The sequence below is a fragment of the Stenotrophomonas koreensis genome (assembly GCF_001431525.1).
Taxonomy (GTDB): Bacteria; Pseudomonadota; Gammaproteobacteria; order Xanthomonadales; family Xanthomonadaceae; genus Stenotrophomonas; species Stenotrophomonas koreensis.
The window spans coordinates 32,838-54,575 of sequence record NZ_LDJH01000017.1 but is presented as its reverse complement, the minus strand read 5'-3'; the positions used below and the strand labels follow the sequence as shown (position 1 = coordinate 54,575).

Annotated in this window: 19 protein-coding genes; 9 read left to right on the top strand and 10 right to left on the bottom strand. The window is 68.5% G+C overall.

Annotated features, from left to right (window positions below; genetic code table 11):
* Positions 1-6 precede the first annotated feature (6 nt).
* From ABB25_RS10325 to hppD, 4 genes are all read right to left on the bottom strand, one after another.
* Positions 7-474, bottom strand: coding sequence for a hypothetical protein (locus tag ABB25_RS10325; protein WP_152981178.1), 468 nt, complete (start codon positions 472-474; stop codon positions 7-9).
* A gap of 125 nt (positions 475-599) precedes the next feature.
* The gene (gene hmgA, locus ABB25_RS10320; RefSeq protein WP_057666499.1) at positions 600-1,895 is read right to left on the bottom strand and encodes a homogentisate 1,2-dioxygenase; all 1,296 of its coding nucleotides are present in this window, start codon (positions 1,893-1,895) and stop codon (positions 600-602) included.
* A gap of 36 nt (positions 1,896-1,931) precedes the next feature.
* On the bottom strand, positions 1,932-2,390 hold the full coding sequence (locus ABB25_RS10315) for a hypothetical protein (RefSeq protein ID WP_057666497.1): 459 nt from the start codon (positions 2,388-2,390) through the stop codon (positions 1,932-1,934).
* Positions 2,391-2,426: 36 nt separating this feature from the next.
* The gene (gene hppD, locus ABB25_RS10310; protein WP_338062036.1) at positions 2,427-3,527 is read right to left on the bottom strand and encodes a 4-hydroxyphenylpyruvate dioxygenase; all 1,101 of its coding nucleotides are present in this window, start codon (positions 3,525-3,527) and stop codon (positions 2,427-2,429) included.
* Positions 3,528-3,647: 120 nt separating this feature from the next.
* On the opposite strand from hppD, the gene ABB25_RS10305 reads away from it, so the two are divergent.
* Positions 3,648-4,130, top strand: coding sequence for a MarR family winged helix-turn-helix transcriptional regulator (locus ABB25_RS10305; protein WP_057666493.1), 483 nt, complete (start codon positions 3,648-3,650; stop codon positions 4,128-4,130).
* Between the two features lie 24 nt (positions 4,131-4,154).
* On the opposite strand, the gene ABB25_RS10300 is transcribed toward ABB25_RS10305, so the two are convergent.
* The 3 genes from ABB25_RS10300 to ABB25_RS10290 form a co-directional block, all read right to left on the bottom strand.
* On the bottom strand, positions 4,155-5,348 hold the full coding sequence (locus tag ABB25_RS10300) for a hypothetical protein (protein ID WP_083488252.1): 1,194 nt from the start codon (positions 5,346-5,348) through the stop codon (positions 4,155-4,157).
* A 127-nt stretch (positions 5,349-5,475) separates the two neighbouring features.
* Entirely contained in the window at positions 5,476-7,011 is a 1,536-nt protein-coding gene (locus ABB25_RS10295; protein ID WP_057666489.1) for a peptide MFS transporter, read from the bottom strand.
* A 117-nt stretch (positions 7,012-7,128) separates the two neighbouring features.
* On the bottom strand, positions 7,129-8,700 hold the full coding sequence (locus ABB25_RS10290; protein ID WP_057666488.1) for an AbgT family transporter: 1,572 nt from the start codon (positions 8,698-8,700) through the stop codon (positions 7,129-7,131).
* A 215-nt stretch (positions 8,701-8,915) separates the two neighbouring features.
* On the opposite strand from ABB25_RS10290, the gene ABB25_RS10285 reads away from it, so the two are divergent.
* From ABB25_RS10285 to ABB25_RS10255, 7 genes are all read left to right on the top strand, one after another.
* On the top strand, positions 8,916-12,470 hold the full coding sequence (locus tag ABB25_RS10285; RefSeq protein WP_057666486.1) for a lamin tail domain-containing protein: 3,555 nt from the start codon (positions 8,916-8,918) through the stop codon (positions 12,468-12,470).
* 156 nt (positions 12,471-12,626) lie between these two features.
* Entirely contained in the window at positions 12,627-13,715 is a 1,089-nt protein-coding gene (pdhA, locus tag ABB25_RS10280) for a pyruvate dehydrogenase (acetyl-transferring) E1 component subunit alpha (RefSeq protein ID WP_057666484.1), read from the top strand.
* A gap of 76 nt (positions 13,716-13,791) precedes the next feature.
* Positions 13,792-14,778, top strand: a complete 987-nt coding sequence (locus ABB25_RS10275) for an alpha-ketoacid dehydrogenase subunit beta (protein WP_425477330.1) — start codon at positions 13,792-13,794, stop codon at positions 14,776-14,778.
* A 59-nt stretch (positions 14,779-14,837) separates the two neighbouring features.
* The gene (locus tag ABB25_RS10270; RefSeq protein ID WP_057666481.1) at positions 14,838-16,193 is read left to right on the top strand and encodes a dihydrolipoamide acetyltransferase family protein; all 1,356 of its coding nucleotides are present in this window, start codon (positions 14,838-14,840) and stop codon (positions 16,191-16,193) included.
* 130 nt (positions 16,194-16,323) lie between these two features.
* Entirely contained in the window at positions 16,324-16,563 is a 240-nt protein-coding gene (locus tag ABB25_RS10265; RefSeq protein ID WP_057666479.1) for a DUF1653 domain-containing protein, read from the top strand.
* A 36-nt stretch (positions 16,564-16,599) separates the two neighbouring features.
* Positions 16,600-17,220, top strand: coding sequence for a DUF998 domain-containing protein (locus tag ABB25_RS10260; RefSeq protein ID WP_160319431.1), 621 nt, complete (start codon positions 16,600-16,602; stop codon positions 17,218-17,220).
* 43 nt (positions 17,221-17,263) lie between these two features.
* Positions 17,264-18,022: an SDR family NAD(P)-dependent oxidoreductase gene (locus tag ABB25_RS10255; protein WP_057666476.1), complete on the top strand. Its 759-nt coding sequence runs from the start codon at positions 17,264-17,266 to the stop codon at positions 18,020-18,022.
* Between the two features lie 21 nt (positions 18,023-18,043).
* On the opposite strand, the gene ABB25_RS10250 is transcribed toward ABB25_RS10255, so the two are convergent.
* Together ABB25_RS10250 and ABB25_RS10245 are read right to left on the bottom strand one after the other, a co-directional pair.
* The gene (locus ABB25_RS10250) at positions 18,044-18,694 is read right to left on the bottom strand and encodes a Rossmann-fold NAD(P)-binding domain-containing protein (RefSeq protein ID WP_057666474.1); all 651 of its coding nucleotides are present in this window, start codon (positions 18,692-18,694) and stop codon (positions 18,044-18,046) included.
* The gene (locus tag ABB25_RS10245) at positions 18,687-19,034 is read right to left on the bottom strand and encodes a DUF6172 family protein (protein WP_057666473.1); all 348 of its coding nucleotides are present in this window, start codon (positions 19,032-19,034) and stop codon (positions 18,687-18,689) included. Before ABB25_RS10245 ends, ABB25_RS10250 begins: the two co-directional genes overlap by 8 nt.
* 140 nt (positions 19,035-19,174) lie before the next feature.
* On the opposite strand from ABB25_RS10245, the gene ABB25_RS10240 reads away from it, so the two are divergent.
* Positions 19,175-20,692: a GGDEF domain-containing protein gene (locus ABB25_RS10240; RefSeq protein WP_057666471.1), complete on the top strand. Its 1,518-nt coding sequence runs from the start codon at positions 19,175-19,177 to the stop codon at positions 20,690-20,692.
* A gap of 12 nt (positions 20,693-20,704) precedes the next feature.
* Here the strand turns inward: ABB25_RS10240 and ABB25_RS10235 are convergent, their stop codons facing one another.
* A complete protein-coding gene (locus ABB25_RS10235; RefSeq protein ID WP_057666469.1) occupies positions 20,705-21,649 on the bottom strand; it encodes a DUF808 domain-containing protein in 945 nt (314 codons plus the stop codon).
* Positions 21,650-21,738 lie beyond the last annotated feature (89 nt).

Sequence of the window (21,738 nt, the reverse complement as noted above, 5' to 3'; positions counted from 1 at the left end):
GCCGGCTCAGTCCCACTGCAGCTGGCTGGCACGCTCCACCCGCACCTGGGTCTGGTAGTAGTAACTGCCGCTGGGCTGGCCGTCACGGTGGGTGAAGTCAATCCGCACCAGCCGGGCCTGGCCCTGGACCCGGATCAGCCGGCCATGCAACGAGCGTAGCGGCTGCTGGCCCAGACGCTCGGCCAGCTCCTGCTGGGCTTGCGGGGTCAGCGCAATGCTCAGGTTGCGCGGGTTGCGGTAATCGCGTTCGGAGTTCAGGTACAGCTGGCCGCGATCACTGCCACTGGCACGCACGGTCAGCGCGAATACCCCGTCTACACCACGGCCCGGGCCGGCAGCGGCGGCCAGCATCACCGCCATCGACGGATCCAGCCAGCGCTCCGGCGTGGCAGGACGCGAAGGCACCATGCAACCGGCCAGCACCAGCAGCGAGCCCAGCAGCAACCCGCGCGGCAGGTAGGTTCCCTGTGTCATCACCATCACTCCATTGAGAAACCGCACATTGCAGCCGATCCCGCCGCGGACGGTCAAGCCGGCCGTGGCGGCGTACAGCGGCCCTGCCCGCACAGGCAGGGCTGGTAGTGCCCCGGGGTTCTTGCTCAGTCCGGCTGGAATGCCGCCTGCAGGCCCTGCCAGCAGGCCTGGTAACCGCGCTGGCGGTGCGGCGCGGCCAGCGCCTGGGCGCTGGGCCGGATCACGGCGCGGCTTTCGAACATGAAGGCCATGGTGTCGGTGATCACATCCGGCCGCGAGAGGTCGGCATGGCTGGCCTTGTCGAAGGTCGCCGCATCCGGGCCGTGGCCGCTCATGCAGTTGTGCAGCGAGCTGCCGCCGGGCACGAAGCCCTCGGCCTTGGCGTCGTAGGCACCGTGGATCAGGCCCATGAACTCGCTGGCGATGTTGCGGTGGAACCACGGCGGCCGGAAGGTGTCCTGGGCCACCAGCCAGCGCGGCGGGAAGATCGCAAAATCGATGTTGCTGGTGCCGGGGGTATCACTGGGCGAATGCAGCACCAGGAAGATCGACGGATCCGGATGGTCGAAGCTGATCGAGCCGATCGTGTTGAAGCGGCGCAGGTCATAGCGGTACGGGGCATAGTTGCCATGCCAGCCGACCACGTCCAGCGGGCTGTGGCCGATGTCGGCGCGCCACAGCGCACCGTCGAACTTGGCCACCAGCTCGAAATCGCCCTCGCGCTGTTCGAAGGCGGCCTGCGGGGTTTCGAAGTCACGCGGGTTGGCCAGGCCGTTGGCGCCGATCGGGCCCAGGTCGGGCAGCTTGAACAGCGCGCCGAAGTTCTCGCAGACATAACCGCGTACCGGGCCATCGGGCAGGGTCACGGCAAAGCGCACCCCGCGCGGGATCACCGCAATCTGCTGCGGCTCGACCTCCAGCACACCCAGCTCGGTGGCCAGCACCAGCCGGCCGGCCTGCGGCACGATCAGCATCTCGGCATCGGCGTTGTAGAAGTAACGGCCGGCCATGTCGGCACTGGCCGCATACAGGTGGATACCCAGCCCGGTGCTGGCCTGGGGCCCGCCATTGCCGCCCATGGTGTACAGGCCATCGATGAAATCCACCCCGGGCGCAGCTTCCGGCAGCGGGTCCCAGCGCAGCTGGTCCGGTGGTGCCGGGCTGGCAAAGTCGTTGTGGAAACGCGGCTGCGCCAGCGGGCTGAAGGCGCCGTGCAGCACCGCCGGGCGGATGCGGTACAGCCAGCTGCGGCGGTTGGCGCCGCGCGGGGCGGTGAACGCACTGCCGGTCAGCTGCTCGGCATACAGGCCATGGGCCACCTTCTGCGGTGAGTTGCGCCCGACCGGCAAGGTGCCGGCCACGGCCTCGGTGGCGAATTCGTTGCCAAATCCGGTCATGTAGCCGGTGTGCGGGTGTGCCATGGCGAAACTCACTGAAGAAGGGCCCGAGGGCGTGGATCAGCCGGCCGTGTTGGCCGGCTCCACCTGCAGCCCCAGCTGGCCGGCCAGGGACAGGATGCGCGGCGTGTCGGCGCGACGGACGATGAAGGTGTAGAGGTTGTCGTCGAAGAAATTGCCCCACTCCAGCAGCTGGTACGGCGTGGGACGCGCGGCCAGCTCGGCATCCAGCCACTGGAAGTACGCCCCCAGCGACATGTCCGCCTGCGGCAACGGCGCCAGCGGCGCAGCGAACTGCTCGCTGATTTCCTCGTGCAGCTGTTCCGGCTGCTGGCCCATGGCGAAGTAATCGCCCAGCTCGGCCAGCACGGCGAACTGCATGTACTCGGCCTGGCTGTCGCCCTCGATCCAGTCCAGCTCCGGGTCCATCGGCGCGGCGGTGATGCGCGACACACAGTCGGCCAGTGCCTCACCCTGCAGGTCATCGCAGGTCAGCAGGGTGATCAGTTCGCTCAGCATGGCGGGGTACTCGGTCAGCAGGTGGGAATACCCACGTTACAGCACGCCGCGGCGCATCTGGTCGCGTTCGATCGATTCGAACAGGGCCTGGAAGTTGCCTTCGCCGAACCCTTCATTGCCCTTGCGCTGGATGATCTCGAAGAAGATCGGCCCGAACGCGTTCTGGGTGAAGATCTGCAGCAGCTTGCGCTGCTTGGTCTCCGGGTCGGCATCGATCAGGATCGCATTGCGGCGCAGCCGCGCCACGTCCTCGCCATGGCCGGGCACGCGCACGTCGATCACGTCGAAATAGGTCTCCGGGGTATCCAGGAAGGCCACCCCGGCTGCGCGCATCGCCTCGACGCTGGCATAGATGTCGTTGGTGAACAGGGCGATGTGCTGGATGCCCTCGCCGTTGTAGGCGCGCAGGTATTCGTTGATCTGGCTCTTCTCGTCGGAGGACTCGTTGAGCGGGATGCGCACGATGCCGTCCGGCGCGGTCATCGCCTTGGACAGCAGGCCGGTCTTGGCACCCTTGATGTCGAAATAGCGGATCTCGCGGAAGTTGAACAGCTTCTCGTAGTAGTCCGACCACTTGGCCATGTTGCCCAGGAACAGGTTGTGGGTCAGGTGGTCGATGAAGGTCAGGCCGAAACCGACCGGGTGCTGGTCCACGCCCGGCAGCGGCTCGTAGTCGGCGTAGACGTTGTCGCAGCCGTCATCGACCAGGTACAGCATGCAGTCGCCGATGCCCTTGATCACCGGGAAGTCCACCGCGCGGCTGGCCGCTGCCGCACCCAGTTCCTCGCCACCGTTGGCCAGCGCATGCGCCAGCACCTGCGCCGGGGCGGTGGCAAAGCGGATCGCAAACCCGCAGGCCGAAGGGCCATGGGCGGCGGCGAAATCAGCGGCAAAGCCACTGGTTTCCTCGTTGAGCAGGAAGTTGATCGTGCCCTGCCGGAACAGCGTGATCGGCCGCTGGCGGTGGCGGGCAATGGCGGTGAAACCGAGGCTGCGCAGGTACTGCGCCATGGCCTGGGCATGCCCGGCCGGGGCAGCGAATTCGACGAATTCAAAGCCATTGATGCCCATCGGGTTGTCAAAGGTAGTGACAACCATCCCCGGATCGGGCGAGGTGTGGGAAAGTACGTTGTGCATGGATTGCCTCCGCTGTGCCACCCCGTCACCGTGACGGCAACCGGGGGCAATGACATGGATCCCCGTAGGGTTGACGAGGTTATAGTTACACATGAAACCACCAGCAAGGTGCACTGCAGCATGAGCAACCACGAATCCAGCGCCCCGTCCCGCGTGTTGTTGGACCTGGAGCAGTTTTTGCCCTTCCGCCTGAGCGTGCTGTCCAACCGGATCAGTGCCAACATCGCGCGCCTGTATGGCGAGCGCTACGGCCTGGCGATTCCCGAATGGCGCGTGATCACCATCCTGGCGCTGTACCCGGGCTCATCGGCCAGCGAGGTCTCCGATCACTCGGCGATGGACAAGGTGGCCGTCTCGCGCGCGGTGGCGCGCCTGCTGGAGCGGGGCTTCATCAAACGCGAGACCCACGGCGATGACCGCCGCCGCTCGGTGCTGGCGTTGTCGGCGGCCGGCTACGAGGTGTACGAGACCATCGCGCCGATGGTGCTGGAGATGGAACGCCGGCTGATGAGCGTGCTCAGCGAGGAAGAGGAAGCGCTGCTGGAGACCCTGGTGCTGCGCCTGGGCGAACACGGCGTGCCGCGGATGCCGCCGCAGGAATGAGTAGAGCCGGCCCTGATGGCCGGCTCAGTTCACATCCCGCTGGCGGGCGACCACCCAGGGCACCGCCAGCGCGGCCACCGCGCCACCGGCAAAGCCGAGGATCGCCGCCACCGCCGCCGCCTCGATCGCGCGTGGCAGGGCCAGCATCGCCACCACCAGCAGCAACAGCGGCAGGCCGATGAAGCTGGACAGGAAAAACCGCCAGCGCGGCAACCAGTTGCGCATCTGCAGCAGGTTGGTGCTGACCCAGCGCATGCCCTGCGCCTGGCGCGTGAGCCGGTGCGACAGGCCGAGCAGATCCACTTCCGGCACGCCCTTGCCGCGGCATTCGGCCAGCGCCTGGGCCACCGCTTCCACCGGGGGCCAGTTCTCCGGCCAGGGCTTCGGCTCGGGCACGCCGTAGCCATTGAGCAGCGGCACGCTGAGCCAGTGCGCCTCGAGCCGGCGCAGCTGGCGCTGGCCCAGCACACACCAGACCTGCGCCTGGCCACCGGGGGCGACCGCATACAGGCCGAGCTGGCTCGGCGAGGGATAGGCCAGCGCCGTCACCCGCGCGGCCATGCTGGCTGCCCCCATCTGGCGCAGGAAGCCGACCCGCGACTTGCCCTGGGTCGGCACGCACAGGCCCAGCGGCGAGATCAGGCTGACCTCGGCCTGGTCGGGCTGGCCGGCCAGCGCGCGTTCGTCCGCGCCCAGGCGCGCGGCCAGCGCGCGCGGTCGGGCCACCTGCCGGCGGTCCCAGCGGCTGTCATCGCCCAGGGTGAATTTCAGGTTGACCCGGCCGGCGGCGGTCGGACTCTGGCCCTGGCCGGTCTCCGGAATGAACGGCAGCACCGAATGCACGAACGCGGTCAGGTCGATGCTGCGCCCGTCCAGGCCCAGCCATGAGGCCGGCCACAGGCCATCGAGCTGGCCTTCGCGGACAATCGCATCGATGCGCTGCTTCTGCACCACCAGCCGGGCCACGGCCGTCTGCAGGCGCAGGTTGTCCGGCACGGTCACCGCCGGCAGGCGCCAGGGCCCCCATTGCGGCTCGCCACCGGCTTCTTCCAGCTCCGGCTCGCCGAGCGCCGCATCCTCGGCAGCCGCCGCTGCCGCCGTGCTGCCCACGCTCACCGCATCCGGCGGGGTGTGGTCATCAAGCAGGCTGGCCACTGGCGGCAACGACACGGTCGTCGCTTCGGCGGTCGTCTGGTTGGCAGGTCGGGAATCAGGCATGGGAATTGGTGGCAGCGACGAAGTCGGCCGCTACAACGGCCCTGACAGGAATAGCGGCCGCTGCCGGCCATTCTGAAACGCAGACGGCGCCCCGCAGGACGCCGTCTGCACCACCAGTGATGCGCGCTTACTTCACGCCGTGCATCAGCTTGTTGATCAGCGGTGCGGCCAGGAAGAACAGCACCGCAATCACGATGCCCAGCCAGAACAACTGGTTGAAGGTGGCCGCGTACTGCACCAGCGACGAGCCGGCCTCGCCTTCGCTGCCGCCAGAAGCAATGGCGGCGATGCGCCCGGCCACGAAGTTGGCCATCGCAATGGACAGGAACCAGCCGCCCATGGCCAGGCCGGTTTCACTCGGCTTGGCCAGCTTGGTGACCATGGCCAGGCCGATCGGCGACAGGCACAGCTCACCCATGGTGTGGATCAGGTAGGTCAGGGTCAGCCAGATCCAGGAGATCTTGCCGTCGGCCCCGGCGGTGTGGTTCAGCGCGAACACCAGCACGTAGAAACCCAGCGCCGCACCGACCAGGCCGTAGGAGAACTTGCGCGGGATCGACGGGTTCCAGTCGGCCTTGTCCAGCTTCACCCACAGGGTGGCGAAAATCGGCGCCAGCAGGATGATGAACACCGGGTTGACCGACTGGAACACCTCGAAGGTCGGGGTCCAGCCGAAGATCGACACGTCCGGCATGCGCACGAAATCCTGGGCCAGGAAGTTCAGCGACGAACCGGCCTGCTCGAACAGCGACCAGAACAGGATGTTGGCCACGAACAGGATCAGCATCGCGATGTAGCGGTGCAGCTGCGCCTTGGAGCCGCTGGTGACGCCGCTGTAGATGAAATAGGCCACCAGCGCCAGCATCATCGCGATCAGCAGGCCACCGAGCACGTCGGACTTGCTGAGCAGGAAGAACACCGGCACCACCAGCAGCGCGCTGCCGATCAGCACCTGGAGGATCGGGGCAAAGCCCTTCTTGCCTTCCGGGGCGGTGCCGACATGGCCGAGCCAGCCCTTGACCACCTGGAACACCGCCAGGCCGACGATCATGCCCATCGCCGCGGCAAAGAAGCCCCAGCGGTAGCCGAACTTGCTGCCGATCAGCGAGGCGCAGATCACCGGGGCGATCAGCGCACCGGCATTGATGCCCATGTAGAAGATGGTGAAGCCCGAATCACGGCGGGCATCGCCCGGCGCATACAGCTTGCCGACCATGGTGGAGATGTTCGGCTTGAACAGGCCATTGCCGACCACGATCACCGCCAGGCCAACCATGAAGGTGGTCAGGTCCGGCGCCATCAGCATGAAGCTGCCGGCCGCCATCATTGCGCCACCGAGCATGATCGAACGCTGGTAGCCGAGGATGCGGTCGGCGACGAAGCCGCCGGCGATGCCGGTCATGTAGACCAGCGAGGTGAAGCCGCCGTAGGTCAGCGATGCCTGCTCGCGTGCGGCGGCACCGGACAGGTGGGCAAAGAACGCCGAGGCCACGTGCACCGCCAGCATGGCGCGCATGCCGTAGTACATGAAGCGTTCCCAGAACTCGGTGCCGAACAGGTTCCACAGCGCGCGCGGGTGGCCGAGGAATTCGCCGGGCGGCGGTGGCAGGAAGGTCGGATCGGCAGCGGTGTTGGCCGCGGCCTTGTTCGAAGGCGAACTCATTGGGATGGGGCTCCAGGTGAATGGGAGGCCCGGACTGAAGGTCCGGGCCTGGAAAACGTCAGACGGTTTAACGCTGCAACCCGGTCGGCGTCAAACCGCACGTCGGCCGGCCCCGGGTCAGCCGGCCGGGTAGGCGTAGCTGGCGCCGATGCCCAGCGGGATGCCCAGCCCCCAGAACGCCAGCAGCAGCAAGGTCCACAACAGGCTCAGGGCAATCGAGTACGGCACCATGATCGAGACCAGGGTGCCGATCCCGGCGCCGGTGACATAGCGCTGGCAGAACACCACGATCAGCGGGAAATACGGCATCAGCGGGGTCAGGATGGTGGTCATCGAATCCCCCACGCGGTAGGCGGCTTGGGTCAGGTCCGGCGAGACCCCCAGCTGCATCATCAGCGGCACCATGATCGGCGCCAGCAGCGCCCACTTGGCCGAGGCCGAGCCGATGAACAGGTTGACGATGGCGGTCATCGCGATCAGGCCGATGATGGTCAGCCACATCGGCAGGCCCAGGCCCTTGAGGAAATCCGCGCCTTCCACCGCCATCAGGGTGCCCAGGCCCGAACCGTTGAAGCCGGCCAGGAACTGGGCGATGAAGAAGGCGATGACGATGTAGTAACCCATCCCGGCCATCGACTTGCTCATCGCCGCGATCACGTCGCGGTGGCTCTTGAAGCTGCCGGCGACATAGCCGTAGACCACGCCCGGCAACAGGAAGAACACGAAGATCAGCGCCACGATGGACTGCATCACCGGGGCGGCGGCCACCAGCAGCGGATGGCTGCCTTCCGGCACGGCCTCGGCGGCGGCGCGCCACGGGCTGGCTTCCGGCACCAGGCTGGCGGCAAACAGCAGCGCGGCCACCACCATCGCCCCCAGCGCCCAGCGCAGGCCGCGGGCTTCGCTGGGGTTGAGCGGCTCCATCTTCGGCAGGTCGTCGGTATTGCCATCCACGACCATGGCCTGCAGCCGCGGCTCGACGATGCGGTCGGTGACAAACCAGCCGATGGCCACGATCAGGAAGGTCGAGGCCGTGGTGAAGATCCAGTTGTTGAGCGGGTTGACCACCACCGCCGGGTCCAGGATGTGGGCCGCACTCTGGGTGAAGCCGGCCAGCATCGGGTCCAGCGAGGACGGAATGAACAAGGTGGCCGAAAAACCGCCGGAGACGCCGCAGAACGCGGCGGCGATGCCGGCCAGCGGGTGGCGCCCGGCGGCATAGAAGATGACACCGCCCAGCGGGATCACCAGCACATAGCCGGCGTCCACCGCCACATGCGAAAGCACCGCCACCGCGACCAGGGCCGGGGTCAACAGCGCCTTCGGGGTGACGCCCAGCGCGCGGCGCAGGCCGGCGTTGATGAAGCCGGAGTGCTCGGCCACGCCGAGGCCGAGCATGGCCACCAGCACCACGCCCAGTGGGGCGAAACCGAGGAAGACCTTGACCATGTTGGCCATGAACGCGGTCAGTGAGTCGCCCGAGAGCAGGTTGAGTACCCGGATCGGCTCGCCGCTGCGCGGGTCGATCGCCTCGAAGCTGATGCCCGACAGCACCCAGGACAGGCCCCAGACGGCCAGCATCAGCAGCGCAAACAGGGCCGCCGGGTCCGGCAGACGGTTGCCGGCCTTCTCGATCACGTCGAGAAAACGGGCCATCAGCCCGCGCGGGGCGGGGATCGGAACAGTCATCCGGTCTATTTCCCTTGTAAATCAAAGCAGTGAAAGTGCCATTCATCTGCCAGCAGGGCAAGTGCCAATGTGCGGGCGGTCACTGGTTGGCTTTCCTGCGGCCGCGCTTGCTGTCATATTCATGAATTGTTTATGCGTCAACATTTTGACGATGCCGCCCTTCGGCTCCCGCTCGTTCTTGCCTACCCACTCCAATGACTCAGGGGAAATACTGCATGCGCGTCTCACCGCTCACCGCCGCTGTTGCCGGCATCCTTCTGGCCAGCCAGGCCCACGCCGACGTGGTCATCAGCCAGGTCTATGGCGGTGGCGGCAATACCGGGGCGACGCTGAGGAGTGACTTCATCGAGCTGCACAACAACGGCACCGCCGCGGTCGACCTGAGCGGCTGGACGGTGCAGTACGCCTCGGCCACCGGCACCGGCAGCTGGGCAACCACCGCGCTGGGCGGCAGCATCGCCGCCGGCGGCTACTACCTGATCAAGCAGGCCGACGGCAGCGGCGGCAGCCTGGCCCTGCCCACGCCCGATGCCAGCGGCACCATCGCCATGGCCAGCGCCAATGCCAAGGTTGCCCTGGTCAGCAGCACGGCGGCACTGAGTGGCGCCTGCCCGACTGGCGTAATCGACCTGGTCGGCATCGGCACCGCCAACTGCTTCGAAGGCGGCGCGGCGGCAACGGCGATGAGCAACACGCTGGCGGTGCTGCGTGCCGACAACGGCTGCACCGACAGCAACAACAACGCCAGCGACTTTGCCGCCGGCGCGCCAGCACCGCGCAACAGCGCCAGCCCGGCCGTGGTCTGCGGCGCCGATGGCCAGGTGATCATCGGCGCGGCCAACCTCAGCCAGGCCGAGGGCGACAGCGGCAGCCGCGCCTTCACCTTCACCGTGAACCTGTCCGCACCGGCCCCGGCCGGCGGGGTGAGCTTCGACTATGCCACCCGCGACGGCAGCGCCAGTGCCGGCAGCGACTATGTGGCCAGCAGCGGCAGCGTGACCGTGGCCGAGGGTGAGCGCAGCGCCAGCATCACCGTGCAGGTGATCGGCGATACCGACAGCGAGGCCGATGAAACCTTCTACCTGGACATCAGCAACGTCCAGGGCGCCTTCCCCGGCGCGCTGACCGTCACCGGCACCATTGCCAATGACGACTTCGTGTTCCTGCCGATCAGCGCGATCCAGGGCAGTGGCGAACGCTCGCCGCTGGAAGGCCAGGTGGTGGTCACCCGCGGCGTGGTCACCGGCGTGCGCACGGCCGGCTTCTTCATGCAGACCCCGGACAGCGAGGGCCCGCACCCGGCCGATGCCTCGCGCGGCATCTATGTCTACACCGGTGGCGCCCCGGCCAGCACGATCGTCCCCGGCACCCTGGTCGCGGTGCAGGCCACGGTGATCGAGTACGTGCCAGGCGCCGACCCGCAGCAGCCGCCGCTGACCGAGCTGACCAACCCGACGGTGACCGTGCTGGCCAGCGGCCAGCCGCTGCCGACGCCGGTGGTGCTGACCACCGAGCTGCCCAGCGCGACCGGACCGCTCGACCAGCTGGAGCGTTACGAAGGCATGCGCGTGACCGCACCCAGCCTGACCGTCAACGCCCCCAGCGCCGGTTCGGTCAACGAATCGCAGGCCACCGGCAGCAACAACGGCGTGTTCCATGCCGTGGTCACCGGGGTGCCGCGCTCGTACCGCGAGCCGGGCATCCAGCTGCCGGACAACCTGCCGGCCAGCGCCCCGGCCAATGTGCCGCGCTGGGATACCAACCCCGAACTGCTGGCCGTCAGCAGTGGCGCAATCGGCGCGACCCGGCTGGAGGTGGCCTCCAACTGCCACGTGCTGGAAGTGACCGGCCCGCTGGACTACACCTTCCGCCGCTACACCCTGTACCCGGAAGTGACCCCGCAGGTGCAGTGCGACGGCCATGACCAGCCGCGCGCGGCCGCGCTGCCGCAGGCTGACGAGATCAATGTCGCCACCTACAACCTGCAGCGCTTCTTCGACGATGTGAACGACCCGGCGGTCGGTGAGCCAGTGCTGACCAGCGCCGCCTACGACAAGCGCCTGAACAAGGCCTCGCTGGGCATCCGCAACTACCTGCACTTCCCTGACATCCTCGGTGCGGTCGAAGTGGAGAGCCTGAGCGTGCTGACCACCCTGGCCAACCGCATCAATGCCGATGCGGTGGCCAACGGCCAGCCCGACCCGCAGTACGTGGCCTACCTGATGGAAGGCAACGACGTCGGCGGCATCGATGTCGGCTTCCTGGTCAAGACCGCCGAAGTCGCCGCCGGGGTGCCGCGGGTGCAGGTCGGCCTGGTCGAGCAGCACGGCAAGAACACCCAGTGGACCCAGCCGGACGGTACCAGCAGCCTGCTCAACGACCGTCCGCCGCTGTCGCTGGAGGCGGTGGTGAACTTTGCCGATGGCCGCCAGTTCCCACTCACCGCGATCGTGGTCCACCAGCGCTCGCTCAATGGCAATGAAACCGACGATGCCGCCGGTGCCCGCGTCCGTGCCAAGCGCCAGGCCCAGGCGGTGTTCCTGGCCGAGCTGCTGCAGGCCCGGCAGAGCGCCGACCCGGCCGAGCGCGTGCTGGTGATGGGCGACTTCAACGCCTTCGAGTTCAACGATGGCTATGTCGATGCGCTGGGCACGATCACCGGCCAGCCCGCCGCCGATGATGAAACCATCGTCACTGGCGATGGCATCGACCTGGTCAACCCTGACTACCAGACCCTGACCTGGCTGCTGCCGCCGGAATCGAGCTACAGCTACACCTTTGACGGGGTGGTGCAGTCGCTGGACCACGTGGTGGCCAGCAGCTCGCTGCTCACTGCCAGCGATGTCGGCAACCTGCGCGTCAGCCATGCACGGATCAATGCCGACTTCCCGGAAACCGCCCGCAACAGCGGCGACACCCCGACCCGCCTGGCCGACCATGACCCGACCCTGGTGCTGATCCAGCTGCAGATGCAGCAGTTCGCCGACCTCGGCGTGGCCGCCAATGCCGACCAGTACCGCGTGGAAGCCGGGCAGACGCTGCGCTACACCAGCACGGTAAGCAACAACGGCCCGGCCGCGGCGTCCCAGCCGGCCGTGGCACTGGTGTTCGATGCGGTGGTCTCGCCGCTGATGTCCGGCGTGCCGGCGGGCTGGAACTGCGGCGCCCCGGTGGTGACCACCACCACCACGGTGACCTGCAGCATCGACACCCTGGCCGCCAGCGCCAGTGCCACCTTCACCACCGAGGTGGTCACCGACGCCAGCCTGGTCGGTGCGCCGCTGAAGCTGGCGGTGGCTGCACAGTCGCAGACCAGCGACCCGCAGCCGGGCAACAACAGCACCGAGGTCGAGGTGGAAGTCACCCCGGCGGTGGTGCCGGCCGCTGATCTGGCGGTCAGCTTCAACGGCCCGGCCAGCGTTCCGGCCACCGGCCTGACCACCCAGGTCGCGGCCAGCGTCAGCAACCTCGGCCAGCTGGCGGCCGTCAACCCGGTGCTGCTGGTCACCGGCAACACCCTGACCGCCACCTCCTCGGTGGCGGCACCGGCCGGCTGGTCGTGCAGCAAGACCACCAATGGCAACCGCCAGGCCAGCTTCCGCTGCACCACGGCCAGCCTGGCGGCCGGTGCCACGGCCGGCTTCACGGTCAAGGCCAACACCCGCCCGGTACCGGCCAGTGGCCAGCTGCAGCTGCAGGGCGTGGTCTCCAGCGCCAGCGCCGATGCCGATCCGGACAACAACACCGGCAGCTACAGTGCCGGCTACTGATTCCCTGTTTTCCCTGTAAAAACAACGGGCGCGGCCAGCTGGTCGCGCCCGTTTGCGTCCGTACGGTGTCCAATTGCTGCAGCGCAAGCGGGCTTTTGGATGCAATTTGCCTAGGATGTCATTTCAATTGAAACCATCTGTAGGGATGTCGCAGCAATGACGGTTTCCGCCGAATATCAGATCCACCACCTGCAATACCTGGACAACGACGGTCAGTTGCTGCGCAACGACCTGCCCGAGAACCTGCGCGACCCGGCGGCCCTGGTGCCGTACTTCAAGCAGATGCTGATGACCCGGCTGTTCGATGCCAAGGCCGTGGCCCTGCAGCGCACCGGCAAGCTGGGCACCTACGCCTCCTGCCTGGGCCATGAAGCCGCCCACGTCGGCATCGGCGCGGTGATGCGCCGCGGCGATGTGTTTGCGCCGAGCTACCGCGAATACGGCGCGATGCTGGTGCGCGGGGTGCGCATCCGCGACGTGCTGCTGTACTGGGGCGGCGACGAGCGCGGCAGCGACTATGACCGCAACAGCGATGCGGCCAGGGATTTCCCGATCTGCGTACCGATCTCCACCCAGTGCCTGCATGCGGCCGGTTCGGCGCTGGCGTTCAAGCTGCGCAAGCAGCAACAGATCGCGGTGGCAGTGTGCGGTGACGGCGGCAGCTCCAAGACCGACTTCTACGCCGCAGTGAACTCGGCCGGCGCCTACAAGCTGCCGCTGATCCTGTGCGTGGTCAACAACGGCTGGGCGATCAGCGTGCCGCGCAGTGCCCAGACCGGCGCACAGACCTTGGCCCAGAAGGGCCTGGCCGGCGGCCTGCACTGCCTGCAGGTGGACGGCAACGACCTGCTGGCGGTGATGGTGGCCATGCAGCAGGCGCGCGAGCGCGCCCTGGCCGGCGACGGCGGCACCGTGCTGGAACTGCTGACCTACCGCCTGTCCGACCACACCACCGCCGATGACGCGCGCCGCTACCGCGACAGCGCCGAAGTCACCGATGCCTGGACGCGCGAGCCGATGCTGCGCCTGCGCGCCTACCTGACCCGCGCCGGGGTCTGGAACGAGCAGCTGGAAAACGAGTGGAACGCCGAGTGCGCCAAGCGCGTGGACGAAGAGGTCAACGCCTACCTGGCCACCCCGGTGCCGCCGGTGGAAGCGATGTTTGATTACCTCTACGCCGATCCGCCGCCGGAACTGCTGGCCCAGCGTGCGGCCGCCATCGCGCTGGAGAACCGCCATGGATGATCTGCGCCAGGTCTGCACCCCGAGCCCCTCAGCCAGTACCGACACTTCCAGCACCAGCCAGCAGCACGAGGCCGCGATGACCGCCCAGCCCATCACCCTGATTGAAGCGATCACCCAGGCCCTGGCCTGGGAAATGGCCCATGACCCCAGCGTGCTGGTGCTCGGCGAGGACGTCGGCGTCAACGGCGGTGTGTTCCGCGCCACCGCCGGCCTGCAGCAGCGCTTCGGTGCCGAGCGCGTGCTCGATACCCCGCTGGATGAAACCACCATCGCCGGCCTGACCGTCGGCCTGGCCGTGCAGGGCATGAAGCCGGTGGCCGAAGCCCAGTTCGACGGCTTCGTCTACCCGATGCTGGACCACCTGATCTGCCATGCGGCGCGCTTCCGCAACCGTACCCGTGGCCGCCTGACCTGTCCGATGGTGCTGCGCGTGCCGTGGGGCGGTGGCATCCGCGCCCCGGAACACCACAGCGAGGCCAACGAGGCGATGTTCACCAACGTGCCCGGCCTGCGCGTGGTGATGCCGTCCAGCCCGCAGCGCGCCTACGGCATGCTGCTGGCCGCCATCCGCGAGCCGGACCCGGTGATCTATTTCGAACCCAAGCGCATCTACCGCCAGTACAAGGAACTGGTGGTCGATGACGGCGAAGCGCTGCCGCTGGATGTGTGCTTCGTGCTGCGCGAGGGTACCGACGTGACCCTGGTGGCCTGGGGTGCCCAGGTCAAGGAAGCGCTGGAAGCAGCCGACGCGCTGGCCGGCGAAGGCATCAGCGCCGAGGTCATCGACGTGGCCACGCTGCGTCCGCTGGACTTTGACACCATCGCCGAGTCGGTCGCCCGTACCGGCCGCTGCGTGGTCATCCAGGAAGCGCCGCGTACCGCCGGCTTCGGTGCCGAAATCGCCGCCCGCCTGGCCGAAAGCTCGCTGTACGACCTGCTCTCGCCGGTCGAGCGCGTCACCGGCTATGACACCCATATCCCGCTGTTCCGCCTGGAAATGAAGTACCTGCCCAGCGTCGAGCGCATCGTCGCTGCGGCCAAGCGCACCCTGGCCAACGGCTGATCCAACACCCGGCCGGCGGCGTGCCTGCGCCGCCGGCCTCTGCCTTTAGAGAAACCTGCATGAGCGCAACAAAGAGCTTCCACCTGCCCGACCTGGGCGAAGGCCTGCCCGATGCCACCATCGTGGAGTGGTTCGTCAAAGTCGGTGATGTGATCAAGCTGGACGAACCGCTGGTGTCGATGGAAACCGCCAAGGCGGTGGTCGAGGTGCCGTCCCCGGTCTCGGGCAAGGTGCTGCGCCTGGCCGGCGCGGCCGGCGACATCGTGATCACCGGCCACGAGCTGGCCGCCTTTGAAATCGACCCGTCGCTGCCGCAGCGCGCCGAGGGCCAGGATACCGGCCACCACCACGGCCATGCGCCGGCGCCCGCTCCGGCTCCCGCCACCCCGCCGCCGGTCCCGGCGGCTGCCAGCAGCGAGCGTGCCGATGAAGGCACCGTGGTCGGGGCGATGGTCTCCTCCAATGCCGTGCACACCGAGGCGGCCATTGCCGTCGGTGGGGTCAAGGCGGTGCCGGCGGTGCGTGCGATGGCACGCAAGCTCGGTGTCGACCTGGCCCGGGTACGCGCCAGCGGCGCCGATGGCGCGGTGACCATGAACGATGTCAAGCAGGCCGCTGCCGATGGCAGCGCGCGTGCCGGCGCTGCCGCTCCGGTGGCACGCGCCGCCGCCCAGCCGGTGGCTGCCGTGGCCGCCGCAGCGGTCAGCAGCGGCGATCGCACCACGCTGTCGGCGGCCGGCAAGCCGATGCGCACCACCCCGCCAGGCAGTGGCAGCTTCGGCCAGCCCGAGCCGCTGAAGGGCGTGCGCCGCAACATGGCCCGGGTGATGGCCGATGCCCATGCCCAGGTGGTGCCGACCACGCTCAATGACGATGCCGACATCCATGCCTGGCTGCCGGGCAACGATGTCACCGCCCGCCTGGTGCGCGCGATCGTCGCCGGCTGCCAGGCGGTGCCGGCAATGAATGCCTGGTTCGATGGCGCCAACCTGACCCGCACCCTGCACCGCCAGGTCGATATCGGCATCGCGGTTGATACCGAGGACGGCCTGTTCGTGCCGGCCCTGCGCAATGCCGACATGCTCGATGCCCGCGGCGTGCGTGAGGCCATCAAGCGCCTGCGCCAGCAGGTGGAAGAGCGCACCATCGCCGCCAGCGAGCTGAGCGGGCACACCATCTCGCTGTCCAACTTCGGCATGTTCGCCGGCCGCTATGCCACCCCGGTGGTGGTGCCGCCGAGCGTGGCCATCGTCGGCGCCGGCCGTGCCCGCTTCCAGGTGGTGCCGGTGATGGGCGGGATCGAGACCCACAAGGTGATCCCGCTGTCGGTGACCTTCGACCACCGCGCCTGCACCGGTGGCGAGGCGGCGCGCTTCCTGCGCGTGCTGCTCGACGACCTGGCCCTGGCCCAGTAATGGCCACGCTGGCCGGCAGTCCCTTGCCGGCCAGCTTTTTCCTGGCGTGCCGCGGCCAGGCGCGGTCGATCCGCACAGCCGGCACCGCCTGTACGACAATCACCGCTCCTGTTGCCACGAGCCGTGACCGATGTCCGACCTGCCGCCCCTGCCCGCACTGCCGCCGGGCCGCTACCGCCACTACAAGGGCCAGCCCTACCAGGTCATCGACCTGTGCCGGCACAGCGAGACCCAGGAAGTGCTGGTGCTGTACCGCCAGCTCTACGGCGATGGCGCGCTGTGGGTGCGCCCGTATGCGATGTTCGTGCAGAACGTGCTGGTCGACGGCCAGCAACGGCCACGCTTTGCACCGGAACCTGCCGACACCTGATACTGGCCTGCATCACCTGTGTGCAGGGACGGCATGATGCGCAGCACCCGTTTGTGGATTGCCCTGACCGCAGCCAGCTGGCTGTTCACCGTGTTCCTGCTGCCGGGCTGGCTCCGTCCTGATTACCACCCGCTGTCACAGTACATCAGCGAACTCGGTGCCACCGGCGCGCCGCATGCCGGCTGGGTCAACTGGGCCGGCTACCTGCCCTCGGGTCTGTTCTTTGCCATCGCCCTGGCCAGCTTCTGGCGCCACTGGCGCCCACGCGGGGTGCAGGCCGCCGGTCTGGCCCTGCTGTTCTGCGAACCGCTGGCGTGGATCGGCTCGGCCATCTTCCCGTGCGACCTGGGCTGCCCGGCCCAAGGCAGCCTGGCCCAGAACCTGCACAACGTGCTGGCGCTGTTCACCTACACCGGCACCGCGCTGGGGGTGGCCCTGCTGGCCTGCGCACCGGGCCTGCGCCTGTGGCAACGCGCCGGCTGGCTGCTGCTGGTGGTGCTGTGGCTGGGCCTGTTCGTGGCGATGCTGGCACCGGAGCTGGCCAGCCTGCGCGGCCTGATGCAGCGCCTGGGCGAAGCGCTGATGTACGGGACGCAGGCGGTGGTGGGCTGGGTACTGGTCGCCCGCCGGCCTCCGGCCCTGCCCCCAGCGCACTGACAGACGGCGATAATCGAGCGTCCTTCCTGCTGCGAGTCCTGCGATGAACCCGTCTTCCCTGATTGGCCAGCGTGCACTGGTGGCTGGCGGCAGCCGTGGCATTGGCTTCGGGATTGCCCTTGGCCTGGCGCGTGCCGGCGCGCAGGTGGCGGTCTGCGCCCGTGGCCAGCAGGGTCTGGACCAGGCCGCCGCGCAGTGTGCCGACGAAGGGCTGGCGCTGCACACCAGCCGCTGTGACCTGGCCGATGCAGCGCAGCTGGCTGCTTGGGTCGAACAGGCGGCGCAGGCGCTGGGCGGGATCGATATCCTGGTCAACAACGCTTCCGGCTTTGGTGGCGGCGACAGCGAGGCCGGCTGGGAGGCCAGCCTGCAGGTGGACCTGATGGCCGCGGTACGCGCCAGCCGCGCCGCCCTGCCCTGGCTGCGCCGCAGCCCGGCCGGCTGCATCCTCAATGTCAGCTCGATCAATGGCCTGGTGCCGACCCCGCGCACACTGGCCTATTCCACCGCCAAGGCCGCGGTGAACTACTACACCGGCGCGCTGGCCACCGAGCTGGCGCCGGAGCGGATCCGGGTCAACGCACTGGCGCCGGGCTCGATCGAGTTCCCGGGCGGGCGCTGGGCCGAACGCCGCGAACAGGACCCGGCGCTGTACCAGCGCATCCGCGCCAGCATTCCGTTCGGTGATTTCGGCCAGGTCGATGCGGTGGCCGAGGCCGCGCTGTTCCTGTGCAGCCCGGCGGCGCGCTGGATCACCGGCCAGGTGCTGGCGGTGGACGGCGGGCAGTCGCTGCCGGGCTGAGCCGCTCGCCCGCTGCCGGGCTCAGGCCAGTGCGGCCGCGCCGATCACGCTCTCGCCCGCTGGCGCGGCCAGCGCCGCCGCGACCATTGCCGCGGCGATGTTGCCGGCCGGGTTGATCCGCCACGCCCGCGGCAGCAGCGGCCCGAGCGCACGCAGCAGCACGCCAGCGGCATGTTCGGCCGGGCGCCGCTGCGCGCGCTGCCCGCCAATCAGGCCCGGGCGGACCAGCACCAGCGACGGCCAGCCCTGGGCGCGCAGCCCGGCTTCGGCCTGGCCCTTGGTGCGGTTGTAGGCCAACGGCGAGCGCGCATCGGCCCCGGTGGCCGAGTTGAACACACAGCAAGCGGTACCGGCCGCGCGCGCCAGCGCGGCGGCGGCGAGCACGTAATCACGGTCCACCTGCACGAAAGCCTCCAGCGATCCGGCCTGCTTGCGGGTGGTCCCCAGGCAGCAGATCAGCGCATCGGCCTGCCACCACGGCGCGGCGGCCGGCAGCGCGGCGTAGTCGATGCGCGGGTTGTGCAGGCGCGGATCGGCCACGCCCAGCGGGCGTCGGGTCGGTGCGTTGACCCGGGCCACCCGCGGGTCGGCCAGCAGCCGGGACAGCACCTGCGCCCCGACCAGGCCGGTGGCACCGAGCAGCAGCACCTGGCGGCCGGCAGGCTCAGTCATCCAGGCCGTCAAAATCGGTTTCGGTACCGAAACCATCGGCCTCGGTATCACCGGCCACACGCGCCGGACGGACACCGGGCTTGCGCTCGATCTGGACGAAGAACTGGTTGCCGCCCTCCGCCACCAGCGCATCCACGCGGCGGATCAGCTCGGCCGGGAAAATCACCTCGGCGCTGGCCTCGTCCGTGCCGAAGCGGGTATCGAAATCCCAGAAATCCGCACCCTTGGGCAGTTCCTTGCGGCGCTCGCGGCGGATGTACTTGCGGATGTCGTGCTTGCTGGCCTCGACCAGACGGTCACGGTTCTTGCCCTCGATATCGAGGCGGTAGGTACGGCGCATGGGGTGTCTCGCTACAGTTGTGGCGTGCATTGTGACCGTTCCCGCCGCTACGTGCTGGGCCAGGCTGTGCTCAAGCTGGCCGGCACGCAGCCGCTAATCCGGTAGACCCCCTTTCAGTCCCCGTTGCCAGACCGGCTCGCATGCCCGAACAGCGCTCCCCATCGCCCAACCGCTGGAATGGCATCCCTGGCCTGTTCCGCAGCCGGACCAACAGCGCCCCGGCAGCTCCGGTGCCGGTGAAGGTACCAGTGGCGGACGCAGCGCCGGCCGCCAGCCGGGAGATGCTCGAGCGCCGGTTTGCCGGGCTCAACCAGCCCGACGACCTGCTGGCGGCATTTGCCGATGGCCTGGCCGGGCTCGGCGGCGAACTGGCCGACATGGGCCTGCGGCTGCAGGCGGCCTGCGCCGAAACCGACTGGAGCCGTGCCGCCCGGCTGCTGCGCCAGCTGCTGGACAAGTACATCCGCACCATCGAACACAGCAGCGGCATTGGCGATATCCGCAGCAGCAGCGAACGCCTGCGCGACCTCAGCGTCAGCCTGCTGGACAACATGGCGCTGAGCCTGCAGCCGGCCAGCCTGGCCGAACAGGCCGAGCTGCTGGCCGATGGCCTGCGCCAATGGCAGCCGGGGCTGGCACTGGAACCGCTGGAGCAGGAACTGCGCCTGCTCGACCAGCAGCTGCAATACAGCGGGCACGCGGCACAGGAGCAACGCACCCTGCTGCTGTCGCTGTTTGCGCTGCTTCTGGACAACATCAGCCAGCTGCTCAGCCCGGAGAGCTGGCTGTATGCCGAGCTGCAGCAGGTGATGCCGCTGCTGGACTGCCCCAATGACGCCGCCGGCCTGCAGCAGGTACTGCAGTCGCTGCGCCAGGCCAGCTACCGCCAGAGCCTGTTGCAGCAGGGGCTGGAGCAGACCGCCAGCGGCCTGGAACACTTCACCCCACGCCTGGCCGGCTGCTGGACGGAATTTGCCACCAGCGCGGCCGGCAGCCAGTACCTGGACCGGGTGCGCGCCTTGCCGCTGGCACTGAGCCAGGCACGCAACGGCCATGAGCTGGTGAACCTGCTCAATACCCTGGTCGCCGACACCGTGCAGCTGCAGCAGCAGTTCACCGCCCTGCGGGCCCAGCAGGCACAGACCCAGCACGCGCTGGAGCAGGCCCAGGCACGCCTGCGCCAGCTGCAGGCCGACCGGCAACAGCCAGCCGCCAGCCGTGATCCACTGACCGGGCTGGCAGCGGCCAGCTGCCTGGAGGCGCTGATTGCCGACTGCCTGGCCAGGCTGCCCACCCTCAACCTCGGGCTGCTGGCGATCACCGACTTTTCCAGCCTACGGCGGCAACACGGGCGCCAGGCCAGTGGCGAGCAGCAGAAGCAGCTGGTGCAGGCCCTGTCGCCGTTGCTGCATGGCGATGAGCCCTTGCTGCGCCTGCCTGAAGGGCTGTTTGTGGTGTTGCTGCCCGGTGCCTCGCTGCTGGCCGCCCATGACCGCCTGGCCAGCCTGCTGCGCGGACTTGCCGCACAGCCGCTGCTGCCCGCGCTGCGCACCAGTGTGATGGCCTGGGATCCCACGCTGTCGCTGGACCAGCACCTGGACCGGCTGGAAGCCGCCCTGCCGGCCGATGACCACGGCGCACGGGTCGGGGTGGTCTAGCCCGGGCCGCGATCAGTCTGCTGCCGGCGCACCGCGCAGACGCTTGAAGCCATTGACCACGCCCAGCACCAGCGCCCCGACCAGCACCCCGACCACCAGGCTGGCCAGCGCATTGCCGGCACTGGCCGCCAGCCCCTGGCTGGGCAGCACGTCCGCCACGGCGTGATGTACCGCCGGCACGTTGTGCACGACGATGCCGCCGCCGACCAGGAACATCGCCAGCGTGCCCACCACCGACAGGGTCTTCATCAGCCACGGGGCCAGCGCGATCAGGCCACGGCCCAGTGGCGCGGCCAGCCCGCCCTTGCCGTTGAGCCACAGCCCGAGGTCATCGATCTTGACGATGCCGCCGACCAGGCCGTAGACAAACACGGTCATCCCCACCGCGATCGTCGCCAGCGCCAGCACCTGCTGGCCAAAGCTGACCGCCGCAACCACGCCCAGGGTCAGCACGATCACCTCGGCCGACAGGATGAAGTCGGTGCGGATCGCGCCCTTGACCTTCTCCTTCTCCAGCGCCATCACGTCGATCTCGCTGTTGCGCATCGCCTCCAGCCGCAGCTGGCGCTGCATCTGCTCGTCCTCGTCCTGGGCGTGGAAGAAGTGGTGGACCAGCTTTTCCACGCCTTCAAAACACAGGAAGCTGCCGCCGATCAGCATCAGCGTGACGATGATCGGCACCGCCACGCCGCGGCTGCGCAGCCACACTTCCAGCGCACTGATGGCCAGTGCCGCCGGCACCAGGATCGCCTTGTTGACCAGCGAGCCCTTGGCCACCGCCCAGATCACCGGCAGCTCGCGCGCGGCGCTGACCCCGGTGACCTGCTGCGCATTCAAGGCCAGGTCATCGCCCAGCACCCCGGCGGTCTTCTTGGCCGCCAGCTTGGTCAATGCCGCCACGTCGTCAAGCAGGGTCGCAATATCATCAATCAGCACAAACAGGCTGGCACCGGCCATACGGGTTCACATCGCTGGGTAGGAAGCAGCCATTGTGCCGATTGATTCATGTTTTGACATGCACATTCACCCGACGCCGACCGGCCGCT